We start from the raw sequence: 22046 nt of genomic DNA, 5'->3' as shown, positions 1-22046 counted from the left end.
CACCATCGCCCAGGAACGGCCCCTGGCGCGTCGTCCCCGCGCAGCGATTCCCCGCTACCACGGCCGCGGTATGCGGCCCGCCGCTCTACCGCGGCGACAGAACCGGGCGACAGAACCGGGTGCGCCGCAGCCGCTAGGCGGATATGTGGGACCGACCCGGTTCCGTCGCCGGACTGACCAGTCCGCACTGGTAGGCGATGACCACGAGCTGGGCCCGGTCACGAGCGCCCAGCTTGGTCATGGCCCGGTTGACGTGGGTCTTGGCGGTCAGGGGGCTGATGAACAGCTGCTCGGCGATCTCGTCGTTGGACAGGCCCAGTGCGACGAGCCTCGTGATGTCGCTTTCTCGAGCCGTCAGGCACTGCAGCCGCTCGTGCACGGCTGCCGGACGACGCGGATCAGGCTGCGCCAGGAACCGGGTGATCAACGCTCGCGTCGCCGACGGGGACAACAGCGCCTCCCCGCCTGCGACCGTGCGGACGGCATCGAGGAGCTCTTCGGGTCGCGCGCCCTTGCCGAGAAAGCCGCTCGCACCCGCGCGCAGTGCCTCGGCGACATGCTCGTCATCCTCGAAGGTGGTCAGAATCAGCACCTTCACATGGGCGAGGTCCTCCGACTCGCTGATGAGCCGTGTCGCTTCGAGGCCGTCCATCTCGGGCATGCGGATGTCCATCAGAACCACATCCGGGTGCTGTGCACTGGCCAGTTCCACCGCCTCGCGCCCGTCGGACGCCTCGCCCACGGTCTCCATGTCGTCCGTGGCGTCGAACAGCATCCTGAACGTACCCCGCAGCAGGGCCTGGTCATCGGCAAGCAGTACGCGAATCGTCATGCCCTTCTCTCCGATCCCGTTCTCTCCGATCCCGTGCCTGGCTGGGCCGCAGCGGCAGTTCCGCGGTCACGGTGAAACCGCCCTCGGGGCGCGGTCCCGCACACAGCCTGCCTCCGATCGTGACCGCCCGCTCACGCATCCCGATCAGCCCGAGGCCAGTTCCCAAGGAGGCATGATGCGGCCTGGCCGAGCCGTCGTCCTCGACGGTGATCACCAGTCGTTCACGGTCGTAGTGCAGGAACAGCCGGGCGGTGTCCGTCCCGGCGTGCTTACGCACGTTGGTCAGGGACTCCTGCACGATGCGGTACGCAGCCAGGTCGACTGCCGGCTCAAGCGGTCGAACCGCGCCGCACCGGGTCTGGCTCACCGCGAGCCCTGCGCGTTCGAACGACGCCAGAAGAGCCGGTACCTGCGCGAGACCTGGCATCGGGTCCCGTGGCTGCGCCGGATCGTCGGACTGCCGCAGCAGGCCCACGGTCACCCGCAGCTCGTCCAGCACGGACCGGCTGGTATCCCTGATGTCCTCCAGAGCCGTGAGGATTTGTTCCGGCCGTTGCTCCACGAGATGGACGGCCACGCCTGCCTGCGCGTTGATCAAGGTGATGTGGTGCGCAACGATGTCGTGCAGCTCGCGTGCGATCCGGACGCGTTCGGCCTCCACGCGCTGCCGGGCCTCCTGCTCGCGGGTGCGTTCTGCGTACTCCGCCCGCTCCTCGACGGCCGCCACATAGGCGCGGCGGGAGCGGACCCCGTCCCCGATGGCGGCGGGCAGAGCCGTCCACGCGACCGTCGCCACCATGTCCGGGTCCAGCAACGACTTCGAGGCGAGCACGGTGGCGGCCCCCACCAGAACGGCAGCCGAGGCAGTGGCCGCGGTCCAGGCGGTACGCCGGTCGGTCCGCACCGCGATGTTGTAGACCGACACCAGAACCGGATTGATCACCAGCGGGCTGTCTCGAAACCCGAGCACCTGAAAAACGACGCCGCAGCCAACGGTGACGGCGAGTGCGCCGAACGGGTGGCGACGCCGCCACACCAGCGCGGAGCAGCCGACGGCCGCAAGCACCACGGCGGACCACCGCAACAAGAACTGGTCCTGGTCCGGATCGATCGACGCAGCCACAACCGACAGTACGAACAGCACGGCCGCGCCCAGAGCGTCCACTACGCGGACCCGGGCTCGCGTTGCCAGCCTCCAACCGTTGATCACCGCCATGGCACAACCGTAGGGTCGACGGCTGGATCGGGCATCGCCGCGCCCACGGTCGCCAGACTATGACCCGGGTCCCGGGTGGTGCCCTCGGCCGCGTCCTGGAAAGCGAAGAGTCCGACGGGGCTGTACGTGGTGCCGCCACCGCCTCGTGCCGGCCTTGCACCGCGCGGAGCACAACCGCCTCCCGCTCCGGGAACGCACCGGCAGCGGCCGGGAGCAGAAGACGTACGCGCAGCGGCGCCACCTGCCCGGCCGTGCCGTGACCGTACGCCCGGACCGGCGGGGCGCTTGCCGGGGAAAAGCCGCACCGGACGGCCTCGTGGCGCCGGTCGTTGACCAGCACGGACGGTGCCCGCCGGGGCGCCGGGGCGGAAGGCGGGCGGGGGCGATGGCAGAGGCAGTGTCCCCGCAGGTGCGCACCGCGCAGCGGCGCATGGTGGCGACGGTGCGCTCGTGCGGCGTACTGCACCGCAACGGGCCGGCGATGTGAGTGTCTCCCGAGGAGGTAGCCGGTGGCGCCGGACTGTCCGGCGGATCACTGCGCGGCGGGTGAAGCCCGGGCAATGATCCACCGGACGAGGCTGGGAACGGGGCGTCAGGCCACGGAGAACTTGGCGACGTACTCGTCGAAGGGCTCGATGCCGACTTCCGCACGGAGTTCGTCCATGCGCTCGGGCTCTTCGCACGGCCACGGAACCGGTGCCCCGTCCTTCACACCGGCGATCTGAGTGCCGTAGACCTGCTTACGGCCCTCATTGACCAGCGTGCGGTCGCGCAGAAAGGCCAGCTCGCGCGGGCCGGCCGAGCCTGCCGCCACCGCCTGCTGCATCAACTGGAGGGCACGACGCTGCACCTCGAGCTGCCGGTCGGCGTGCTGAGCGATCAGCCATGCCGCGCGTGCGGCCTCCTCACCGACCAGTTCCGCCGTCGGCCAGCCGTACTCATCCATGATCTCGCTGAGCCGGTCACCGTGCCGTGCGGTCAGCCGCCGCCACGCCAGCTGCTCGGCGGGGTCATCGCTGTTCGCGCGGACTGCGCACTGGTGATCGGCCGCAGCCATGTCCGTGAGTTCCACCGCCAGCGCGGCAACGTCGTGCGCCACTCAAACTCCCCGGTCGGATCCGTGCTCTGTGTCCGGCCTGCAATCCTAGAGACGTAAGTCCGGTTAAAGATCATTCCGGCGAACGGTGACAGACACCCGCCCGCGCGGGGATAATGGATCTACCCTCCAAGCCAGAGCCGGATCGCCGCGACGGCCACAAGGTGCTGTACGCGGTGTCCGGGCCGAACAGGGCCGACATCATGCGCCGCATCCTTGCCGCGACAGAGCCTCCCAGGGAGACGGAGAATGCGTGCGCCGGCCGGGCACGACGGTGGGACGGAGGTCAGGCCGCGGGCTGCGCCGCGTGCTGTTCTGTGCCCGCGTCGGCCTGCGGACTCGCGGATGGCCGTGGGAAATGACGTCAGCGTGGTCTCCCCAGGGCCTGCTCCCAACGCTGTTGATCGTCCTGAGGTCCTGCCTTAAGTTCTGTGCCGTGGCTGCATCCGCGGTGCCCCAAGGCCCGGCTCCGGACATTCCGACCCACGTCCCGGGTCTGGTTCTGCGTGAGTTGACGCTCCAAGATGCAGACGTCTACTACGCACTGCTGGACAGAAACCGTAAGCACCTGAGCCGACTGGGCAACTACCAGGCGGAGAGTGAGGCCACCCCGGCCTGGGTTCGCGAACACCTGAGCGAGGACCCGGGCCTCAGCCGACGTTATGGGATCCGACTGAACGGCGAACTCATCGGCCGGGTCGATCTGATTGCCGTTGACCCCCCGCGCTATGGCACGGGCTACTGGCTTTGTGAGTCCCACGTCGGTGCAGGTCACGCGACAGCCGCGTGCGCCGCCCTGTACGTCTACGCGGCACGCGAACTCGGGGCCACCGACATCTTCGCCGGCGTCACCCACGGCAATGACAAAAGCGTCGCCCTGCTCAGGCGCTTGGGCTTCGAGCCGGTGGCCGATTTCGAGGAGTACACGCGCTATCGCCTCAGTCTCGTGCAGTAGGCATGAGACTGGTGCTGTTGGAGGTGAGGCAGTCGACAGCCACGGGACGAGCGGGCTCGTACCCGCGAACCACACGCGCGGGTACCAGCCCGCCCGACGGCCCCCCACCGGCCCCGGCGGCTCACCGGCGAGGCGGTCAGCAGCGTTCGTAGCTGCCCCCGTCCACCAGGTGGTCGTCGTAGATCCACCCGTAGTAGCGGCGCTCGTTGACGCTCTTGAAGGACACGTACGTCCAGGTGTTGCCGTAGTCGTTCGTCACGTAGCAGTCGATGTAGACGAAGTACCCGCCCTGCAGCGTGATGACAGGGGCGCACTCGCCGTAGGGCCCCGTGCGGATGGGCGCCGTCCGGCCGTCTTCCTTGACCTGGTCGTAGCTCTCGAACGTGCCCTCGTTCTGCCATCCGCTGCAGGTGACGGCGGACGTGGAGGCGGACGCGGGCGCGACGGCAAGGCCGGCGCCGAGAACGGCGGCCGCGGTGGCACCGAGAACGGAACGTCGCAATCTCATTCGGTTTCCCCTCGTTTCCCCTGGGCGGGTGTGGTCCTGAACCGGCCTGACCGGCTGACCGGCTAACCGGCCTGCGGACGACGTGTCGCTACGTGTCGTCGCTGACCCACGTGCTGCACACCCCGGCGGGCATGGTGCAGACGCGCAGGGTGATCGTGCTGTTCTCGCGCATGTCGTAGTTGCAGGTCGTGCCTCCCGTGGCGGCGCCCACCGAGCACTCACCCTCGCGGCCGTAGTTCGTGTACCACTCCACGTAGCTGTAGGAGCCCTCGTAGTGCTCCACCCAGACCTTGTCCCCGTAGCTGATGAATCCGCCCTCGGCGTAGCCGTTGTAGACGATCGAGTCGGCGTGCGCGGGAACGGCCGTCGCCAGAACGGCGGCGCTCGCTCCCGCGACCGCGGTCATGAGTGTGCGCCCTCGCCAGTTCCTCATGTTCACTTCCCCCTCCGGAATTGCCTCGTGCTCCGCCCCTGCGATGGCCGGACGGACAGACCGTCGACCGCCGGCAACAGCCGGCAGGTCATGACTCATCGGTACTGGACCCAGAGCTGGTAACCCCCGCTCACCCTGGGGCACATCCAGCTGATCCACCGCCCGTGGAACTCACCGGTGCTGCCCACGTCCTCGCACTGGGCGTAGGTGGAGTACGTGCCGTAGATGACGTACGGGTCCGCGGCCTGGGCCTGGGCCTGTGCCTGGGGCTGGGCCTGGACCGGGGCGGCGGAGGCCCCGAGAGCGAGAGCCCCTCCGAGGGCAATGCCTGTGAGAGCACGACGAATACGCACAGCCTGGCTCCTCATCCGTGAACTGGACGCCCGGGCAGACAAGTTCCGTCGCCTCGCAAGGCCGGACACCATGCGCCCCGGGACCACTGACCGGCGCCGGCCGCCCCACGGCTGCTCGGTCGCCGTGAGGAAAGATGCTCCGTTCGCCGGACGAGTACAAGATCCGCCGCTTGTCCCGGACAGGCCTCGGGCTGTCCGACCTGGTCAGGTCCTTGTCCGGGTTTCTGTCCGGACACCGGATGGCCGGCGTGAACCATCCGAACCACCCGTCGCTCAGAAGTGGGCCGAGTGGCTACATCGTCCGGGGCAGCATGGCCTTTCCTGCCGCATCGACGAGGATCGCCCTGCTCCGCACCCGGGACGTCACTTCCGTCAACGGCCGGGGAGCAGCTGGCCGATCTGCCGGCCCTGCACGGCCGGAGGAACGAAGCGATCGAGGTGATGAGCCACCAGGCCGACGCCTGCAACGGGGACGACTGGATCCTCCATAATCTGTCCGACCTGTACCTCGACCAGGGCCGCCCCGAGGACGGCCTGGCGCACCTCGACGCCCTCGCCGCCGCCCGCGGGGGTGAGGAGGACTGGGTCCTCTTCCGGATACGACTTCCGCTGATGGCCGCCTGCGACGGAGTTGACGAATCGATTGAGCAGGCCCGAGCTCACCCCGAGAGGCCGTGGCCGTCCTTCACCAGGACAGGCCTCGTCCGCCACAGCCCTCGACCGCCATCGCTTGGAGCGAAGATCGCCGTTCTGACGATGTGCCTGGCGCACAGGCGATGCCTTGCCCCTGAGAAGTCAGCCGGCGGCTGACAGCGGAGGCCGCTACGTCGCCCGGCGCGACCGTCATCCCTCTGGGGGAAACGTGACCGCGAGGGTGGGGAATTATCTGATGCCGAACCCACTTGAGGTGGGGAACTCCTTGACCGTCGACAGCTGATCAGCAGACGGGCGGTCGTGGCCGTTCGCATCACGCTCCACCCCGAAAGCAGGCCCGCACCGCATGTCACAGTCTTCCGCCTGGCGCTACGTCGTACGCCCCGACGGCTGCGGGAGATCCGGCGCGTCCTGTGAGGCGGCCGGGCGATCCGCTCCCGGGCCGGGCCGGCTCGGGCGTCGGTGCCGGACCGGCCATCGGGCCTGCGGACTTACGGGATTCGGCCCACACCCCCAGGTCGCTCGCTCACTGGGGGGTGGGCGACGCCGGCGACCGGGTGCTCTGCGGGCCCGGCGGCTTCCGACCCGACCCCGCCCAGCCAGGGCAGGCCCGAGGCCCACCCCTGGCACCTGGTGCTCGCCGCCGCCGAGGAGGCCGTGGACCGGCAGGGCTGACGGACGCGCGCAGCGTGGATGGTCGGGTCAGCCGACCCGTTTGACCCACTGCTGGTCCTGGTCGCCGAACGCGCACTCGACGAGGTCCACGGGCCCGTTCGCCCGAGTGGCGGCGATACACGTTCCCTGGGAGACGTTCCGGTAGACGTACCGGTTCTCACCCACCCGGATCTCGTGCCAGCGTACGACGCCGCCCGAGCCGTCGCAGGGCTGCATGGAGACGTCGGCGACGCCGTTGAACACGGCGGCCGCGCACAGTTCCTGTCCGCCGATCCGCTGCTTGATCTGAACGGGGTTACCGCCGTCGGGGCTCACCTCCCACAGCTGGTTCGCCCCGCCGTTCCGGTCGTGGGCGAGAACGCTCGAGTCCTGCCCGCCGCCGGCGTCGTTGTCGAGGACGAAGCCCGGGCGGGCGACGTTCTCCAGCACCAGCCGGCTCTCCGCTACCGCCTGGCCCGAACCCGTCAGGACGCTCGCGGCAAGGAAAACCGCGGGGATCAGAGCGGTTACCGCGGCTCCCCTGGTCCTTTTCATGGAAGCTTCCCTCACTCTCTTCGACCGGGCCGGCCGGCGGCGGCCTCCCGCTTCGCCGTCTGGCCTCCTCGTCTTCGTGATGTGATCTTTGCCGCGAAATGGTAGGTTATGGGGCTTTTGCCGTCGGACTACTCGAACGGAGGTATGCGTCGAACGGGCGACGCGCGGTGTCAGAGCACCGCGTACGTGGTGGGCATGGAGGCGGTCTGGAAGTCCTGGAGCGGGGCGGTGTTGGCCGGCGGGGGACCAGGGTCACCGAGTCGTCCAGGTCGAGGACCAGCGGCTGGGCCGACGCGGCGCAGGGGTCCCGCTCCGCCTCCAGGCGGAGCGGCTGCGTAGGTTCGTAGCCGACCGCCCGACCGCCCGACCGCCCGACCGCCCGACCGCCCGACCGCCCGGCCGCCGTCGACGTCCTGGCCTCCGTACAACTCGTGGGTGCGCGCACGGTGCGCACCATAAACTGCGTTGCCCGCCGCCGGGGGAGATGATGCGCACTCCCAGAGTGGCCGCGTCACAGAAGTTGAGCCAAAGCCGCTTGCCGCGTAGGAAGCGACCGCCCCGAGGCTCACGCCAGGACCAACAGCACCGCCAGAGCGACGAGGAGGGAGTCGATCCGGTCGAGGATGCCGCCGGAGCCGGGCAGCCACCGGCCGGCGTCCTTGGCGTGGGCGCCCCGCTTGACCATCGACTCCAGCAGGTCCCCGAGCGGGCCGCCGACCGCCACGGCCACCGCCGTCTGCCACGTCAGGGAGGACAGCACGGCCAGCGTGAGGAGACCGGCCGCGGCCCCGGCCAGCGTGCCGCTCCACCGCTTGGCGGGCGACAGCGGGGAGAGCCGGGGGCCGCCGAGACGGCGGCCCGCCGCGTACGCGACGATGTCGGCGATCGACACGGCCACGAACAGGACGAGGCCGAGGGCGCCGGACGATACGAGGCCGGCCAGGACGCCCAGCCACACGAGCCCCAGCAGGCCCGCCCCCAGGCGGCGGAGTCCGTGCTCCGCGTCGCCCGAGAGCAACGGCACCCCGGCGATCGCAAGCGCCCCGGCCGCCGCCACCCGGAGCACCTCCCCGGGGGCCAGCCAGGCGGTCAGGACGAGTCCGGCGATTGCCGCGCCCAGCACCGCCCGGTCCACCGGACCCAGCCGGAGCAGCCCGCCGAACTCCGCCACCGCGACCACACCGACCACGGCCGCGAGGACCGCGATCCCCGGTGGACCGAGCCAGAACGCGGCGGTCACCAGGGGCACTCCGAGCGCCCACACGCACCAGCGGACCATCAGTTCACGGCGCCGGGTCGCCGCTACCGCGACGCCTCCGACCGCCAGTGCCCCGCCGAGGTACGGCACGAGACCGGCGACTGTCGTCACCGGGCGGCCCGTCCCGACGCGCCCGAGACCACTGCGGCCGGCGTGCGCAGCGCGTCCAGGGCGCTCTGGCACGCCGCCACGATCCGCGCGTTCTCCGCCGTGTCGCGGACGGCGATCCGGACGGTCCGCCCCTCGTACGCCGGGGACATCGGCGACAGGTCACGCAGGAAAACGTCGTGCCGCCGGCACTCGCGCACCAGCCGCGCCGCGCTCGGTCCGTCCGGCGGCAGGGTCACCGTGAGGAAGTTCGCCACCCCCTCGTCGACCGAGGAGAACCCGTTCAACTTCTCTAGGTCGTACGCCAGTCCCCGGCGCAGCACATGGGTGCGGGCCCAGCGCTCCGCGTAGTACGCGGGGTCGCGCAGCGCCGTCACGGCAGCCAGCTGGGCCGGCAGGCTCACGGGCCACGGGGGCGTCCAGCGTCGCAGCTCCCCGGCCGTCTCCGGGCCGGCCACCAGGTACGCGGCCCGCATCCCCGACAGCGCGTACATCTTCGACAGCGAGGTGCAGACCACGACCCGGGCGTCGACCGAGGCGAGCCCGGCAAGTGAGTCCGCCGGATCGGCATACCCCAGGTACGCCTCGTCGATCCACCACCGGGTCCGCACGGGCGAGGCCTCGATCACCGCGCGCAGCGCGTCGGCCGGGGCGTGCCGGCCGGTCGGGTTGTTCGGGTTGACCACCACCACGAGGTCGTACCGTCCGTCGCCGGTCGCGGCGGCGAGCCGGGCCGGGTCGAGCAGCCAGCCGTCCTCCCGGCGCAGTCGGAGCCGGTCGACCCGGCAGCCGATCACCCGCTCGGTGACATGGGCGTACTCCCCGTAGCCCGGATCGAGCAGGAGCACCCGGCTCCCCGGCGTCAGCCACCGGCCGAACGCGCGGAAGATCAGATCGGACGAGCCCGCCCCGACGACCAGCGACTCCACCGGCAGCCCGCGGGCCTTGGCGATCTCCGCGAGCAGTCCCTCCGCGCCCGTCGGCGGCGAGGTCCGGGCCGCCCACCCCGGATCCTCCGAGAGGACCGCGCGGACCCCTGGGGACGGCGGGAACCAGGCGTCCAGCACATCCGCCGCGACCACCTCGTGACGGCGGGACAGGGTCCGGAAGTCGGTGCCGATCGCCGAGAAGAACGCCCCGCCGTGCTCACAGCCGTCCGCACGCGGCGCGAAGGGCACGTCGAGCCGCCAGTCGAGGCCCGACCGCAGCCGCTCCAGGATCCGGCCGTGGCGCTCCGCGACCGTTCTTGTCAGCTCGGCCACGGAGCCGCTGAGGACCTCGAACGAGACCGCGCCCGAGCGGACCGTGCGCCCCACCGGCCGCAGCCCGGTGGCGAGGTACATGTCGAGCAGCTTTGTGCGTCCCATCGCCACCACCCGGCGGCCGCCCCGCGCCGCGACCCAGCGCAGCGCCGCGTACATGAGGAGTGGCGCCGCCGCGGTGGACCGCCAGTGCTCCTCGACGGTCAGGATGCGGATCTCGAACGGCGCCTCCTCGGTCAGGACCGGCAGCTCCTCGCGCGTCAGGTACTTGTCGAGGGAGTAGCGGCCGACCCACGGCGGGGTGAGGCTGACGAAGCCGATCCGCGTCTCGCCGCGCGCGGCCACGAGACAGACACTGTCGCCGTCGAGTCCGTCCATCAGCCTTCCCGACGGATCCACCGGATGCTGGCCGAGCTCCTCCGCGTACACGCGGTGGCGCAGTTCGTGGATCCAGTCGTGATCCCGAGGCGTGGCAGTGCGCAGCTGCAGGGCATGGTCCATGCGTATGTTCCCCTGAGACGGTCCGGCGTTCGCGCCCCAGCATGGAGGAGTCCGGCAGACGGCACCTGAGTACGCGTACTCAGCCGGACAGCGGAGGAGTTGGAAGCGGACCAGGTCAGGGCCGAGCCCACGGACAGGTGCCGAACCCCCGGCGCCGTGCCGTGCACCGGCACAGAGGTTCGGCCACGCCGGCTTCCAACTCCTTCGGAAATGAGCCCCGTTGTTGTGACGGGCAGTGATGGCGTCACAGAAGTCGTGCCAGAGCCCGAGAAGGGGCAGCAGATGCGCTCAGTGGCGGTACGCGGCTGCCGCGATGTCGACGAAGGATCGGACCAACGGGTTGGTGTCACCTTCGTTCCACACCGCCACCACTCGGCTCGGCGCCATGTCGGTCAGCGGTACCACGGCCAACTCCGCGGGCAGGTCGTGTCCGAGCGGAGCCAGGCCGACCGTGCCGTTCCACAGCACGGCCTGCAGACATTCCTGGACGGCGCGCACGATGGGTCCCTCACGCGGTCTGCCGCCGTTCCAGTACGACTGCCAGACGGGGTCGGTGCCCTGCGGGAACTGGAACCAGCGGCGGTCGCTCAGCTCGGCCAGCCGCAGCCGCTCGCGGCGGGCCAGCGGATCGTCGGCGCGCAGGACCACCCCGACCGGATCGGTCCGCAGCGCCCGCACCGTCAGGGCGGTCTCGTCGAACGGCGCCCGGGTGAGGGCGACGTCGACCAGTCCGGCGCGCAGCCCGCACGTCGGGTCGGTCAGGTCCGTGTCGCGGATGCGGATGTCGATGCCGGGGTGGGTTCGCCGGTAGGCGGCGGCCAGCCTGGACACCCCCGGGTCGGTGCCGTCGCCCAGGATGCCGACGGTGAGGGTCGCGGCGCCGGCCGCCGCGCTGACGCGTACACGGACGCGGTCGGCATGGTCGAGCAGGGCGCGCGCCTCGTCGAGCAGCACTGTGCCCACCGGCGTGAGCGTGACGCCGGTGGGCGAGCGGGCGAAGAGCAGGGCCCCGACATCGGCTTCCAACTGCTTGATCGCCCGGCTCAGCGGCGGCTGGCTCATGTGCAGTCGGGTGGCGGCCCGGCCGAAGTGGAGTTCCTCGGCGACCGCCACGAAGTAGCGCAAGGTCCGTAGCTCCACGCTGCAACGATACCCATGAGGTATCGGCACTGCGGAATGAGTCTTGGACACCGGCGGGGTCCCGGCGGTGCACTCGTGACCATGACCGAAGAAGCCAGGACCAGCGAGCCGCAGACCGACCCCGCCGTATCGGTGGTGGGTCCCGGCGACGGCGAGACGATCATTCTGGGCACCACGCGCATGCGCGTTCTGGAGGACGGCAGCCACACCGGGCACCGCCTCGCGATCGCCGAGTCCGTCCTCGCCCCGCACACCCAGGGACCGCCGCAGCACCGCCACGCCCGACACGACGAGGGCTTCTACGTCCTCTCCGGCACCGTGCGGTTCACCGTCGGGGACGAGGACTACGACGCCACCGCGGGCACGCTGGTGATGGTTCCGCCAGGCACCCCGCACACCTTCGCCAACCCGACCGACCAGCCCGCCGTCCTGCTCAGCACCTTCACCCCCGACCTGTACGTGCAGTACTTCCGAGACCTCCAGGCGGTGCTCGCCGACGGCCGGCCGCTGACGCGACAGGCCAACATCGATGCGATGAGCCGCTACGCGACCGAGCCCGCCACCGACCCCGCCTGAAGCGACGGGACGGAACGGCCCGGCCACCCTTCGTCCGACCGGTGAGGCCGTGGCGCTGCCGCCCTTCGGCGCCTGGCCCCCTCGGACGACGGACCGGGCCTTCTCCAGGGCTTCCCTGGCAATCGACGCAATCGACGTAATCAACGCAATCGACACGGCCCCGCGAACCGGTGGCCCATGGACAGGAACGATGAACATCGCCTACTGGATCGTCGCCGGACTGCTCGCCCTCTTCTACTGCTACGCAGGCACGCTGAAGGTGATCCGCAGCCGCGATCAACTCCGCCCGATGATGGCCTGGGTCGACCGCATACCCTTGCCCGCCCTCAGGGCGCTGGGGACGGTCGAAATACTCGGCGCGACCGGCCTGGTCCTGCCACCGCTGACCGGCATCGCGCCCTCGCTGGCGCCGGCCGCGGCCATCGGATTCGTCCTCCTGCAGACCGGTGCGATCGCCGTTCACCTGACCGGCGGAGACCGCCGGATCGCACTCAACGTCGTGCTCACCGCCACCGCGGCCGTGACCATCTGGCTGGCCACCAGTCTGTGATCGAGCACAGTCCTCGACCGGAGAAACCGTCAGTGATCACTAACTCGTTTCTTCCATCCACCCATGGTGGACCAACTCTCCCAACTGGCCAACGCAACCGCTGGGAACTGCCACTTGACCATCGGCGAGAAGAACCGGCGGCCCGAGCCGGGACTGCCCGGCTCGCACCCAGACGCTTGCGCGGCACCGGCACAGCGCCGGACGCCCTCCTCAGCGACACGGCATCCGCCGGACGTGCTGCCGCGTGCGGGCGCGGTCGTGGGGAGGGCCGGGGGAGCGGTGGCCGTTTCGGCTGACCATGGTCTCGTTCGCGATGAGGGCGTTGAGCACGGCTTCCTCGATCGCCTGCACGGCCACCGTGTAGAAGCGGTCCATCCGGCCCCACGGGATGAAGCGCAGCGTCTCGTACTCGTCGGCGGACGGCTCGGCCGGGGGAACTCGCTGCTCAGCGTTCCGGCGTTGGCGGTGGAGAAGGCCAGGAAGATGTCGCCGGAGAAGTGCCCGCCGGCGGTGCCGGTGCGGCCGAGGCCGATCGCCGCGCGACGGGCGAGTACCTTGCACTGGCCGGGCAGGAGCGGAGCGTCGGTGCCCAGGATGACGATGACCGAGCCGGAGCCGGTGCCGTCGTCGGAGATGGCGGCCGCATCGTCGTAGGGGCTGCGCACGCCGGCGGCGGACGGCAGGCGCTCCGCCTTCTCGAGCAGCGCCGCCACGACGGGCCGGGCGCCTGCCAGGCCGTCTTCGTCCTTGAAGAGAATCTGGATGCTGTCGCCGGCCTGTGCGGCGCGGTGCTCCGTGAGCAGGTCGGCGGCGGCCTGCGAGTCCGCCCCCGGAAGGGAGAAGTCGTTGCGGTAGCTGCCCCCCGGCGGCCTGCGCGCCGGTGGTGATGGCACCGACCAGGGAGAAGGCACTGGAACGGGTGGGAGCGGGAGCGGTACGGAACTCGGTGTGCCCGGCACCCCGCCCCTGCTGGCCGTCAGACGCACAACAACTGGTCCCCGCCATGAGGTCGGCCGGTCGCGCCCCTACTGCGGTCGCATCAGGTGCAAGTCCTCACCCCATGCATCCAGCACCGCGCTGTGCCCGCATCGCCGGGCCACCGCCTCAACCTGGGCGAAGAGGCCACGCTGGGTTGACACATCACCTGTTGCCGAGATGCTGTCCGCGGCGTCGAGTAGCTCGGCGGTGTCCCAGCCGGGCAGTGGAAACCGGGCAAGCTCCCATTCCAAATACTTGTTAAACGGGCGGGGCCGACGATCGAGAGCGAAAAGCAACTCGAACAGGAATCGGATGCTGTCGGCGGCATCGAGCTTGGATGCAAACGCATGGCCGTCCCGCGCGTTCTTGACCGACCGGTAGAGGGAGTTGGAGTAGGCATCGAGCCATTTGTCCGCCTCTTGGAAGGCTTCATCGGCGCCGAGCCGTGCCTTATCAGCGAGGATCCGGGCGATACCGCCGTCGAGCCGGTCGAGTACGACCTTGCCACGCGCGAGTGCGTAGCGGTCGAAGCCGGGCATTCCAGCGGTGCCGCGGAACTCGTCCAGGGAGACGATCACGAGGTCGAGTTCTGTGGTGCGGTGACCAGCGAACCGGGAGAGGTGCGTCTTCCTGTCATCGTCGAGAACGACGTACAGGTCATGGTCGGAGTGCTCGGTGGTCATGCCCTGGTGGGCCCGAGAACCTTTCAGGACGAGACCGACGACAGCCGGGTCAGCGGTCGCGAGTTCAACGAACGCGTCGTAGGTGAGGGCCTTCTGAGCAGTCATGGTTGAGCTCCGGGTGTGGTGATGATGGGAATGCCGGCCACGCGGTCCCGAACGCATCGGGCCGCTCACCGTCTGCAGCGGGCTTGGCCGCCGCCCGGAAGATCAACGCACATGCAGACACTACCGGCCGGCAAGCCGACATGTCCCGCCATCGGCAGCCTCGGAGCGCCGCGAGCTCACACGACGGTCTTTGAACCCCGCCAGATCAACGTGCAGTTCAGCGCGCAGAGGTAAGAACTGCCACCGCCCGCAGGAATACGACGGCAACGGAATAGGTGCTCTGCGCCAGTACCGCTCAAGACCATCGGCAGGCCTGTTGACCGAACTGACTCGATTTGACACGGCAGCCAGAAAGTGAGGACTCAAGCCCGGGAGCCACGCCCCGGCCCGGCAGGTGTCGGCCATGTGCCGGGAGCCGGGCTGAGGTGGTGGGGCGGTCCACTCCGGTTCAGCCGGACGTCCGGCGCAGGATCAGGCAGAGGAAGCCAAAGGCGTTCCGGTAGATGCGCAGCCATTGGTCGCGGTGGGTGGTGGCTGCTGCGAGTGCCTGGGTACTGTCCGGATCGTTGGGGTGGTCCAGGGCCCACAAGGACCTGCTCGGGCCCGAGAGGGTGTCGGCGGCGACCAGTTCGGCCAGGTCCTCCCGCGCGCAGACCTCCGCTACCTGGCCGGGTTGGTGCCACGTCCTGTCCGGACTGCGCTCAGGTCGACCATCAGCCCCCCGATCGACGAACCGGAACCACGAAGGCCGTCACGTTCGCCTTCTCACCGATCGCGTTCGGGGTGCCGAGCGCGTCGTCGATCCCGTCCGCCGCCGCGCCGTCGGAGCCCAAGCTCGACGTGTACCCGGTCGATTCGCCTGGCGTGGTTGGCGCAGGCCAAGCTGCTCAGCCTGCTGTCGCTGGAGCCGCTGCCGATGCGAAAACCGGCGCGGAGGGGGAGCGGGTCGCTCTGCCGGATGCGCTGCAAAGGATGCTGGGCGCGGGTGCCTAGCCGGGCGTGCTCCTCGACCGGCCCCGATTCCCACGGCCGACTCCGCCTCCGTCGGCCGACGGGGCAACTTCCGCCCCGGCCCGGGTGTCATACGATCATGCGCTCATCGTCGAACCACACCGGCCGCGACGCCGCGACCCGCTCGCACAGACCTCCCGCTCCCGGCGCGCTGTTCGTCGTCCTGACCCTCGCGTACCTCGCGACCGTCGTCACGGTCGCCGTTCTGGGCCGGCCCATGCAGTGGATGGCCCCCGCTCTCGGTGTCCTGCCCCTCATTCCCGGCGTCCTGATGGTCAGGATCCTGGTGCGCGACCTGCGGGACCGGGTCGTTCTGCGGCGCCGCGGTCACACGGTCACCGCGCGTTTCGCCGGGCACAGCGGGAAAGCGCGGCGGTACACGTTCACGGACGCCCGAGGCGCCGTGCGCGAGTTCCGCAGCCGCCAGCACGTGGCCGCGCAGATCGAGGTCACGTACGATCCGCACGATCCGCAGCGGGTCGTCTCACCGCTGCCCTTGCTGGTCCGCGTACTGGAAACCGGGGGCATGGCCGTCGTCACCTGCGTGTTCCTCACCGCCGGTGTCGTCCTGGTGCCCGTGCAGTTGGTGCGGGTGCTCGTCGGCCGGTGAACCCGCCCGGCCAGCGAGGGCAGACGCCTGAGGTGCACTACGCGGGGAGCGGTCGCACGTTTCGCTCGGGGTCGGGTCCGGTGAGGCCGTGCAGCTTTCGTGTCGCGGGCGTCCTGGGCGTGCGTGACGGCGTCGTCGTGCTTGAGAGCTGCCCTTGGTTGCGAGACCGCCTGGCCAACGGTGTCGGCGTCGGCATCGTCCAGGGAGGCGTCGGAGTCGGGGACGGCGGACGAGCCCGGGACTCCCTCGACACCCCCGTCGTCGGCACCGGAGACGGGCCCGACCCCGGACCCGCCCCGACGGTGTCGCGGTGGCGGCGGTCCGTCTTGCGGTCCAGGCCGAGGCGGCGGGCGATTCACGCGTCTTCGGAGTCACGGCGTAGATGCCCTGATCACCGGTCCCCCGCCGCTCTGGGTGCGATCGCCGCCAGGGTGCCCAGGGTGAGGGAGACAGCCATCACGGCTGTTATGGGCGCTGGGCTTTGGGCGCCGAACAGTCCGACCACGGGAGAGGCGGCTGCACCGAGGCTGAGTGTCCGCCTCCTGACAACCGCCGCCGTCCTGGCCCCCCGATCCCAGGACGGGGGCGGTTCCGCGCTGACAGCTTGCTGTCCGGAGGCGTTCGGGGCAGTGGCGGCGTGGCCAGACTGATCCGGTAAGTACCGGATCGTAGTGAGGAGTCCTTCATGCGCATGTCCATCGCCAAGGGCGGGGCCGTCGCTGCCGCGGCGTGCGCCGTGCTCGCGCTCGGTGCCGCTCCGTCGGGTGCCGCGACGAGTACCCTGCAGCGGGCCGCCTGCGAGGCCAACGGCACCCAGTTCTACTTCGTCGCCCCGTTCAGCGGCACCACCTGTTTCAAGGGCCACGGTGACCTCGACTCTCCGATGACGCTGCCCATGTGGAAGCCGGGCCCCTGGGGCGCCGGGCAGAACACCGGCTGGTTCAGCTACGACGACGCCAACGGTGTGGAGCAGCGGGTGTACTTCACCAAGGGGCAGACGGGCACCGCTCCGTACGTGTACATCAAGCATCTGCACATCGACTGACAGGTCGGCTACGACGCGACGAACCTGGACGGCGGTGGCCTCGGCGGCATCGTCGTTCGGGCCGAGCCGGACCGCGTCCAGCAGCTGGCACCACGAGGCGCGGCCGGTCTCCAGGACCGCGACGAACGAGTACGGCCGGCCGGGAATGAACTGGTCGCTGGAGCGTCCGTTCCGGCCGTAGACGTGGCAGAACAGCCGCTCGGGACTGCACGGGGCGTCCGAGCAGCCAGTTGGTCACGTCGACCGCCAGGACGAGCCGGTTGTGAGGACTTGGGATTCGGCGCGGGTCCGTTGGCAGGCGTGCTGCCAGGCCATGCCCGGGGCGGGTCTCACCAGGGGGCGATGGCGGCCAGGGCGCGGGCTGACGCTCGGAGGGGGCTTGTTGGTGTGCGGGGTGCCGGCTGATCTGGTGTGTTGCGGTTTGCTGAGACATCGAGTGCGCGGTCCGAGCGTGCGGACTCCGGGGGACCAACCGGGTCGCGCAGTGCGTGGTGTCGTCGTAGACAGAAGCCATGAGCGAGGAGAAGACGTCGTGGCATCCCGGTGAGATCGTGCCTGCCAGCGGGATCTACGAATGCGACTGCGGCGGAGAACACCACTGGAGCACGGACGTGAAGAGCCACCGCTTCCCACCCCTGCCATCCGGCTGCTCCGGCGAATTCTGGACGCTGCAGAAGCCGGCGCACCCCGAGGACCACGTCGGCTGACCCACGGCCTGGGCGCGCAGTGGTGATGAAGGCACCGGCGGAGCCGATGCTCGCCCAAAAGCGAAACAAACGTTCGGGAGGGCGTGATGGCGGACGAGACAGGCACGGCACGCACACCGGCAATCCAGGTGGGAGCGGCGGCGACGCTCGGCACCACCTGCTGCGTCGTCGGCGGCGGCCCGGCCGGGATGATGCTCGGCCTGCTCCTGGCCAGGGCGGGCGTGGACGTGGTGGTGCTGGAGAAGCACGCGGACTTTCTGCGGGACTTCCGCGGGGACACCATCCACCCCTCCACGCTGGAGCTGATGAGCGAGCTCGGGGTGCTGCAGGAGTTCCTGAAGCTGCCGCACCAGGAGGTCCCCAAGCTGGCGGCGGTGGTCGGCGGTGTCGAGGTCGAGGTAGCCGACTTCAGTCACCTGCCGACCCGGTGCCGCTTCGTGGCGATGATTCCGCAGTGGGACTTCCTCGACTTCCTCGCCGCCCGCGCCGCGGCCTACCCCGGGTTCCGGTTGATCAGGCAGGCCGGGGTCACCGACCTCGTCGAGGACGCCGGGCGGGTGATCGGCGTACGGGCGAGCACCCCGGACGGGCCGCTCGAGGTGCGGGCCGGACTCGTCGTCGGCGCCGACGGTCGCTCTTCAGTGGTACGGAAGCGCGCGGGCCTCGCCATCCGGGAGCTCGGCTCGCCGATGGATGTGCTGTGGTTCCGGCTGTCCCGTAAGCCGGACGACCCGGTCCGGAGCACCGGGCGGTTCGATCTGGGGCGGATCTTCGTGGTGATCAACCGCGGCGAGCACTGGCAGCTCGGGTATGTGATCAACAAGGGGACCCGCGAGGAGATCGAGGCGCGCGGGCTCGACGCGTTCCGCTCGGACGTCGCCGAACTGGTGCCGTTCCTCGCGGACCGGGTCGCCGAGATCGCCGCCTGGGACGACGTCAAGCTGCTGACGGTACGGGTGGACCGGCTGCGCCGCTGGTACCGCAGGGGCCTGCTGTGCATCGGCGACGCCGCCCATGCCATGTCGCCGGTCGGCGGGGTGGGTATCAACCTGGCCATCCAGGACGCGGTCGCGGCCGCCAACATCCTGGCTCCGCGCCTGCGCGCGGGCCGGCTGAGCACCGCGGATCTGGCGCGGGTGCAGCGGCGTCGCCAGTTCCCGACCCGGGTCACGCAGGCCGGCCAGGTCCTGATCCAGAACAGGGTGATCGGCGCGGTGCTGAGTGGAGAGGTGGTACGGGACCCGGCGTCGGCCGAGCTGGCGCTGCCGCTCAGGCTGCTCGACCGGTTCCCGGCGCTGCGCCGCGTTGTGGCCCGCGTCGTCGGCATCGGCGTACGGCCTGAACACGTCAAGACGCCGCAGGCCTCCTGAGCTGCCGACGGGGCCGGCGGCATCCTGGGCGCGATTCAGCCCGGCAAGGCGGCGAAGCGGGTGATCGCCTCTTCTCGGTAGCCGGTAGCCGGTAGCCGGTAGCCGGTGGCGCTGGGCCGGTGGCACCGGCGGCGGAAGTGCGGTGAGGTCTGGCTGACGCGGCCAGGAACCTTTGGGCGCCTCCGGCAGAGCGGAAGCCTGTATGGCACGGCGACTACCGGCGCCGCCACCAGCGCGCGGGCCCCGACGTCCTGGGCCCGCAACCACCGCCGAACGCGCCGCCCTCCTGCCACCCACCTCACCGCTGCGCAGGCAGCCCGCGCCTGACAGCAGCCAGACAGGCCACCGTCCGCCGGTCCGCTGAACCTTTCCCGGGCGGACTGCCCACGGCTGATCGGTAGCCCGGGGAGGGCGATGAGTGACGACAGGGGAGCTTCCTCGCTGGCTGAGTCCTGACGGAGACGCTCCTTCACTGCGCCGGTAGCTGTCGGCCGTGTCCTGTCACCCGGCCGGAGCGGTCCCACGCCGGTGTCGGGAGAGCGCCCGCCGGGGCCGCGTTACGGGGCTCGGACGGCATGGGGGAGGATGCGTGACGGGAGAGGATTTGAATGCGTTCAAAAATGCGGGAGCCGGTGCAGTCGCAGGCGCGCGTGCGGGATCGGTTCGGGGCGGTGCTGACGGCTTCGATGTCGGTGCTGTCCGTCGAGGCGGTGCTCGGGGGCATCGCGCTCTTCCTCTGGGGGCAGACGCAGGAGAGCCCGGGTCTTCCCTACAGCGGGTTGGGGATCTTCCTCCTGGTCCTGATGGCGCCGGTCATGGCGGCGGTTGGAGCTGTTTTCGCCGCGCTGCTCTCGATCGGCGTGGTGATGCCGCTGGTGGGCGTGGCCGGATGGTTCGGCCGCCGGTTCTCCGGGCGCGAGGCGTGGTGGTGGGTTCCGGTGCTGGCGGCCGTTTTCACTTCCCCATCGGTCCTGGCCGCGGTGGTGCTCGTGGAGGCGGATGTCCTGGCGTGCCTCGGTGGTTGGCTCGTGGTGTCGGCCGCGCTCGCTGCCACGGCGCTGGTCGCCCGCAGGCTGCTGCTCCCCGGCCGTCCGCATCTGTCCGGGGGCGTGATGTTCTGGCGGGTGGCGCTGTACGGAACGCTCGCTGTCATCACCGCCGGCGCGCTCGCCGGGATCAGCCTGTACGCCGGAATCGGATACGAGCCTCCGCGGCTGGGCGCGGAAGGAGTGGCCGGGACCTGGTCCGACGGAAAGGGCGGCACACTCACCCTCACGACGGACGGCAAGGCCACGGCGACCCGCGTCGAGACGTTCGAGCTCGACGACGCCTTCGAAACTGTGGTGCACACGTGCACTGGCACCGGGACGTGGGAGTACGACCCCGGCACCGGGCCGTGGTCCCAGGAGGTGGCTGTGTCCGTCGACGACTGCCCCTTGGACACCTGGGAGGTATTCGGAACCTCGGAGCACCCGAAGCTGTTCGTCTACATCGGCGACCCCGACAGCTGGGACCTCTACATCCTGAAACGCGTTGCTGATCCGTGGCGCCAGGAGCCGCAGTGATGCCGCAGCGGAGAGAATGCCGCCCATGGCCGGCTCACCGCTTGGATCCGCGAAGCCCCCGGGGGGCGAAATCTGCTGCCCAACGCCATTGCGGGTAGCACATAGTGGAGCCACACAGCACTGATCACCTGAGCATCCTGGAGTGAGCGGCCGTGACGACCGTGCACAGCGAACCTTCCACCGAGCGCATCCCCGGGCGGGCCTGGACCGTCCGCATCGTCGGCCACGGCCGGTCCTCCGCGTCGGTCACCTGCAGCACCGCGGCGTGCCGGATGCCGCCCCGCTCCGAGGACCTCGCCGTGCTGCGCGCTTTCGCCGCCCGGCACGCCGCAGCCCACGCGAAGGCGGCCACCGTCCGCCCCAACGCCTGGTGCCACTGCCGCTCCCAGAGGTGCGGCGCCCACCCCGACGTCAAGACGCACTGCGCCGGCGCCGTCCTGATGATCCTGCGCCACGACCCGGTCATGCGCCGCGTCTGGAGCGTCGAAGAAGTCTGCGAAACCTGCGCCCCGCTGATCCCGAACGCCACCGTCCTGGCCCGCGCCGAACGACCCCGCCGCACCCCCGAACGCCCCACCACGCAGACGCCTGCCCCCGCGCGGCCGTCCATCGCGGGCGGCTTCTCCTCGCCCGCCGCCCTGGGCGCCGGCGACCCGGCTCCCGTGCGGCGCTCCCGGCGCTCCCGGCCCCGGCGGCCCGGGCAGGGACGCTGAGCGACGCCCGGCCTGGCTGCGTAGGTCAGAAGCAGGAACGGTTGTCGGTGGATTCCGAGAACGTCCGCGGCAGGCAGCCCTGAAGATGTCGGTGAGAAGGAGGAACCGGCTGGCGCCCTTGTCTCGCGCTCTCGGTGACCGGATTCCCGGGCGGCCGGGTTCGTCCATGAAGGATGATCCCCTCATGGGCAGGGTTGTTGATCTTGATGAGGTGGCTGCGGTTCTGGCTGTCCGGACGGTGGGCTGGAGGTCGGCCGGCCTCGAAGTGGGCCAGGCGACCTGGACGGATGCCGAGGCGTCGTGGCCCCAGCCTCTGGAGACCGACAGGGCTCGGGTGCATGACCCCGACTCGGTCGGCGTGGTCATCTCTGGTCCGGGAGAGGCCGAGCTGTCGGTTGTGCTGTTCCGGGGTGGCTGGGCCGATGTGGACTTCATCGCCGGCCTCGACGACGCGGGTTCCCTCCCGGCCTCGGACATCGCCTCTGCTTCGGACTTCGAGACCCGGATGAATCAGTGGGTCGCTCGTGTCTTCGGGGTCTGCGGAGGCGCTCAGTGAGTGCTGGTCCGTCTCAGTTCAGCCGGCAGGCTGGTGTTCGCCCCGGGCCCGG

Annotated in this window: 23 protein-coding genes and 2 pseudogenes; 10 read left to right on the top strand and 15 right to left on the bottom strand. The window is 70.4% G+C overall.

The features are described from left to right. Positions 1 to 133: 133 nt before the first annotated feature. The 3 genes from H0H10_RS14455 to H0H10_RS14445 form a co-directional block, all read right to left on the bottom strand. Positions 134 to 832, bottom strand: coding sequence for a response regulator transcription factor (locus H0H10_RS14455; RefSeq protein WP_188181320.1), 699 nt, complete (start codon positions 830 to 832; stop codon positions 134 to 136). Beyond that, positions 804 to 2048: a sensor histidine kinase gene (locus H0H10_RS14450; RefSeq protein ID WP_188181319.1), complete on the bottom strand. Its 1245-nt coding sequence runs from the start codon at positions 2046 to 2048 to the stop codon at positions 804 to 806. The genes H0H10_RS14455 and H0H10_RS14450 overlap by 29 nt, the downstream gene beginning before the upstream one ends. A 592-nt stretch (positions 2049 to 2640) precedes the next feature. Beyond that, positions 2641 to 3147, bottom strand: a complete 507-nt coding sequence (locus tag H0H10_RS14445; RefSeq protein WP_188181318.1) for a DUF6624 domain-containing protein — start codon at positions 3145 to 3147, stop codon at positions 2641 to 2643. Positions 3148 to 3580: 433 nt separating this feature from the next. Between H0H10_RS14445 and H0H10_RS14440 the strand changes: the two genes are divergently transcribed. After that, positions 3581 to 4099 carry a GNAT family N-acetyltransferase gene (locus H0H10_RS14440; protein WP_309141795.1) on the top strand — a complete coding sequence of 173 codons (519 nt, stop codon included), beginning with the start codon at positions 3581 to 3583 and terminating at the stop codon, positions 4097 to 4099. A 136-nt stretch (positions 4100 to 4235) separates the two neighbouring features. Here H0H10_RS14440 and H0H10_RS14435 read toward each other — a convergent pair whose 3' ends face one another. The 8 genes from H0H10_RS14435 to H0H10_RS14400 form a co-directional block, all read right to left on the bottom strand. Next, a complete protein-coding gene (locus H0H10_RS14435; protein ID WP_188181316.1) occupies positions 4236 to 4607 on the bottom strand; it encodes a hypothetical protein in 372 nt (123 codons plus the stop codon). An 88-nt stretch (positions 4608 to 4695) separates the two neighbouring features. Beyond that, the gene (locus H0H10_RS14430; RefSeq protein WP_188181315.1) at positions 4696 to 5040 is read right to left on the bottom strand and encodes a hypothetical protein; all 345 of its coding nucleotides are present in this window, start codon (positions 5038 to 5040) and stop codon (positions 4696 to 4698) included. A gap of 95 nt (positions 5041 to 5135) precedes the next feature. After that, the gene (locus tag H0H10_RS14425) at positions 5136 to 5393 is read right to left on the bottom strand and encodes a hypothetical protein (protein ID WP_188181314.1); all 258 of its coding nucleotides are present in this window, start codon (positions 5391 to 5393) and stop codon (positions 5136 to 5138) included. 372 nt (positions 5394 to 5765) lie between these two features. Further along, positions 5766 to 6056, bottom strand: a complete 291-nt coding sequence (locus tag H0H10_RS14420) for a hypothetical protein (protein ID WP_188181313.1) — start codon at positions 6054 to 6056, stop codon at positions 5766 to 5768. Positions 6057 to 6749: 693 nt separating this feature from the next. Then, a complete protein-coding gene (locus tag H0H10_RS14415) occupies positions 6750 to 7256 on the bottom strand; it encodes an RICIN domain-containing protein (protein WP_223179867.1) in 507 nt (168 codons plus the stop codon). A 565-nt stretch (positions 7257 to 7821) separates the two neighbouring features. Next, positions 7822 to 8625, bottom strand: coding sequence for a phosphatidate cytidylyltransferase (locus tag H0H10_RS14410; RefSeq protein ID WP_188181311.1), 804 nt, complete (start codon positions 8623 to 8625; stop codon positions 7822 to 7824). Beyond that, complete coding sequence (locus H0H10_RS14405) at positions 8622 to 10385, bottom strand: pyridoxal phosphate-dependent aminotransferase (protein ID WP_188181310.1); 1764 nt, start codon at positions 10383 to 10385, stop codon at positions 8622 to 8624. Before H0H10_RS14405 ends, H0H10_RS14410 begins: the two co-directional genes overlap by 4 nt. Before the next feature lie 288 nt (positions 10386 to 10673). Then, positions 10674 to 11525 carry a LysR family transcriptional regulator gene (locus H0H10_RS14400; RefSeq protein WP_309141794.1) on the bottom strand — a complete coding sequence of 284 codons (852 nt, stop codon included), beginning with the start codon at positions 11523 to 11525 and terminating at the stop codon, positions 10674 to 10676. A gap of 81 nt (positions 11526 to 11606) precedes the next feature. On the opposite strand from H0H10_RS14400, the gene H0H10_RS14395 reads away from it, so the two are divergent. Beyond that, positions 11607 to 12101, top strand: a complete 495-nt coding sequence (locus tag H0H10_RS14395; RefSeq protein ID WP_188181309.1) for a cupin domain-containing protein — start codon at positions 11607 to 11609, stop codon at positions 12099 to 12101. A 190-nt stretch (positions 12102 to 12291) separates the two neighbouring features. Beyond that, the gene (locus tag H0H10_RS14390; RefSeq protein WP_188181308.1) at positions 12292 to 12651 is read left to right on the top strand and encodes a DoxX family protein; all 360 of its coding nucleotides are present in this window, start codon (positions 12292 to 12294) and stop codon (positions 12649 to 12651) included. A gap of 210 nt (positions 12652 to 12861) precedes the next feature. On the opposite strand, the gene H0H10_RS39925 is transcribed toward H0H10_RS14390, so the two are convergent. From H0H10_RS39925 to H0H10_RS14380, 3 genes and pseudogenes are all read right to left on the bottom strand, one after another. Beyond that, positions 12862 to 13026 (bottom strand): hypothetical protein, encoded by a 165-nt coding sequence (locus H0H10_RS39925; RefSeq protein WP_223179935.1) that lies wholly within the window; start codon positions 13024 to 13026, stop codon positions 12862 to 12864. A 137-nt stretch (positions 13027 to 13163) separates the two neighbouring features. Next, positions 13164 to 13316 (bottom strand): annotated as a pseudogene (locus H0H10_RS39920) (P1 family peptidase); the annotation flags it as partial. Between the two features lie 360 nt (positions 13317 to 13676). Continuing rightward, complete coding sequence (locus H0H10_RS14380; protein WP_188181307.1) at positions 13677 to 14417, bottom strand: hypothetical protein; 741 nt, start codon at positions 14415 to 14417, stop codon at positions 13677 to 13679. 1090 nt (positions 14418 to 15507) lie between these two features. Between H0H10_RS14380 and H0H10_RS14375 the strand changes: the two genes are divergently transcribed. Together H0H10_RS14375 and H0H10_RS14370 are read left to right on the top strand one after the other, a co-directional pair. Continuing rightward, positions 15508 to 16038, top strand: a complete 531-nt coding sequence (locus H0H10_RS14375; RefSeq protein WP_188181306.1) for a hypothetical protein — start codon at positions 15508 to 15510, stop codon at positions 16036 to 16038. A 685-nt stretch (positions 16039 to 16723) separates the two neighbouring features. Next, positions 16724 to 17083: a hypothetical protein gene (locus H0H10_RS14370; protein ID WP_188181501.1), complete on the top strand. Its 360-nt coding sequence runs from the start codon at positions 16724 to 16726 to the stop codon at positions 17081 to 17083. Here H0H10_RS14370 and H0H10_RS14365 read toward each other — a convergent pair. Beyond that, positions 17084 to 17345, bottom strand: a pseudogene (locus H0H10_RS14365) (transposase); the annotation flags it as partial. Positions 17346 to 17595: 250 nt separating this feature from the next. Between H0H10_RS14365 and H0H10_RS14360 the strand changes: the two are divergent. The 5 genes from H0H10_RS14360 to H0H10_RS14340 all read left to right on the top strand — a co-directional run bounded on the left by H0H10_RS14360 (position 17596) and on the right by H0H10_RS14340 (position 21994). After that, positions 17596 to 17790: a hypothetical protein gene (locus tag H0H10_RS14360; RefSeq protein WP_188181305.1), complete on the top strand. Its 195-nt coding sequence runs from the start codon at positions 17596 to 17598 to the stop codon at positions 17788 to 17790. A gap of 86 nt (positions 17791 to 17876) precedes the next feature. Then, positions 17877 to 19160 (top strand): FAD-dependent oxidoreductase, encoded by a 1284-nt coding sequence (locus H0H10_RS14355; protein ID WP_188181304.1) that lies wholly within the window; start codon positions 17877 to 17879, stop codon positions 19158 to 19160. Positions 19161 to 19780: 620 nt separating this feature from the next. Further along, positions 19781 to 20725 carry a hypothetical protein gene (locus tag H0H10_RS14350; protein WP_188181303.1) on the top strand — a complete coding sequence of 315 codons (945 nt, stop codon included), beginning with the start codon at positions 19781 to 19783 and terminating at the stop codon, positions 20723 to 20725. A 152-nt stretch (positions 20726 to 20877) separates the two neighbouring features. Next, positions 20878 to 21438: a hypothetical protein gene (locus tag H0H10_RS14345; protein ID WP_188181302.1), complete on the top strand. Its 561-nt coding sequence runs from the start codon at positions 20878 to 20880 to the stop codon at positions 21436 to 21438. Between the two features lie 166 nt (positions 21439 to 21604). Next, positions 21605 to 21994 (top strand): hypothetical protein, encoded by a 390-nt coding sequence (locus H0H10_RS14340; RefSeq protein WP_223179866.1) that lies wholly within the window; start codon positions 21605 to 21607, stop codon positions 21992 to 21994. Positions 21995 to 22046 lie beyond the last annotated feature (52 nt).

The sequence above is a fragment of the Streptomyces griseicoloratus genome (assembly GCF_014534645.1).
Taxonomy (GTDB): domain Bacteria; phylum Actinomycetota; class Actinomycetes; order Streptomycetales; family Streptomycetaceae; genus Streptomyces; species Streptomyces griseicoloratus.
Note: the sequence above shows the minus strand (reverse complement) of the source record. Positions and strands in the feature narration are given on the sequence as shown.

What these genes read in the sequence shown, in the direction of transcription:
- H0H10_RS14375 (WP_188181306.1), top strand. Translation starts at nt 15,508, where the DNA reads ATGCGCTCATCGTCGAACCACACCGGCCGCGACGCCGCGACCCGCTCG.
- H0H10_RS14450 (WP_188181319.1), bottom strand. Translation starts at nt 2,048, where the DNA reads ATGGCGGTGATCAACGGTTGGAGGCTGGCAACGCGAGCCCGGGTCCGC.
- H0H10_RS14340 (WP_223179866.1), top strand. Translation starts at nt 21,605, where the DNA reads ATGAAGGATGATCCCCTCATGGGCAGGGTTGTTGATCTTGATGAGGTG.
- H0H10_RS14395 (WP_188181309.1), top strand. Translation starts at nt 11,607, where the DNA reads ATGACCGAAGAAGCCAGGACCAGCGAGCCGCAGACCGACCCCGCCGTA.
- H0H10_RS14350 (WP_188181303.1), top strand. Translation starts at nt 19,781, where the DNA reads ATGCGGGAGCCGGTGCAGTCGCAGGCGCGCGTGCGGGATCGGTTCGGG.
- H0H10_RS14430 (WP_188181315.1), bottom strand. Translation starts at nt 5,040, where the DNA reads ATGAGGAACTGGCGAGGGCGCACACTCATGACCGCGGTCGCGGGAGCG.
- H0H10_RS14455 (WP_188181320.1), bottom strand. Translation starts at nt 832, where the DNA reads ATGACGATTCGCGTACTGCTTGCCGATGACCAGGCCCTGCTGCGGGGT.
- H0H10_RS14390 (WP_188181308.1), top strand. Translation starts at nt 12,292, where the DNA reads ATGAACATCGCCTACTGGATCGTCGCCGGACTGCTCGCCCTCTTCTAC.
- H0H10_RS14435 (WP_188181316.1), bottom strand. Translation starts at nt 4,607, where the DNA reads ATGAGATTGCGACGTTCCGTTCTCGGTGCCACCGCGGCCGCCGTTCTC.
- H0H10_RS39925 (WP_223179935.1), bottom strand. Translation starts at nt 13,026, where the DNA reads ATGGACCGCTTCTACACGGTGGCCGTGCAGGCGATCGAGGAAGCCGTG.
- H0H10_RS14360 (WP_188181305.1), top strand. Translation starts at nt 17,596, where the DNA reads ATGAGCGAGGAGAAGACGTCGTGGCATCCCGGTGAGATCGTGCCTGCC.
- H0H10_RS14415 (WP_223179867.1), bottom strand. Translation starts at nt 7,256, where the DNA reads ATGAAAAGGACCAGGGGAGCCGCGGTAACCGCTCTGATCCCCGCGGTT.
- H0H10_RS14405 (WP_188181310.1), bottom strand. Translation starts at nt 10,385, where the DNA reads ATGGACCATGCCCTGCAGCTGCGCACTGCCACGCCTCGGGATCACGAC.
- H0H10_RS14370 (WP_188181501.1), top strand. Translation starts at nt 16,724, where the DNA reads ATGCGCATGTCCATCGCCAAGGGCGGGGCCGTCGCTGCCGCGGCGTGC.
- H0H10_RS14355 (WP_188181304.1), top strand. Translation starts at nt 17,877, where the DNA reads ATGGCGGACGAGACAGGCACGGCACGCACACCGGCAATCCAGGTGGGA.
- H0H10_RS14380 (WP_188181307.1), bottom strand. Translation starts at nt 14,417, where the DNA reads ATGACTGCTCAGAAGGCCCTCACCTACGACGCGTTCGTTGAACTCGCG.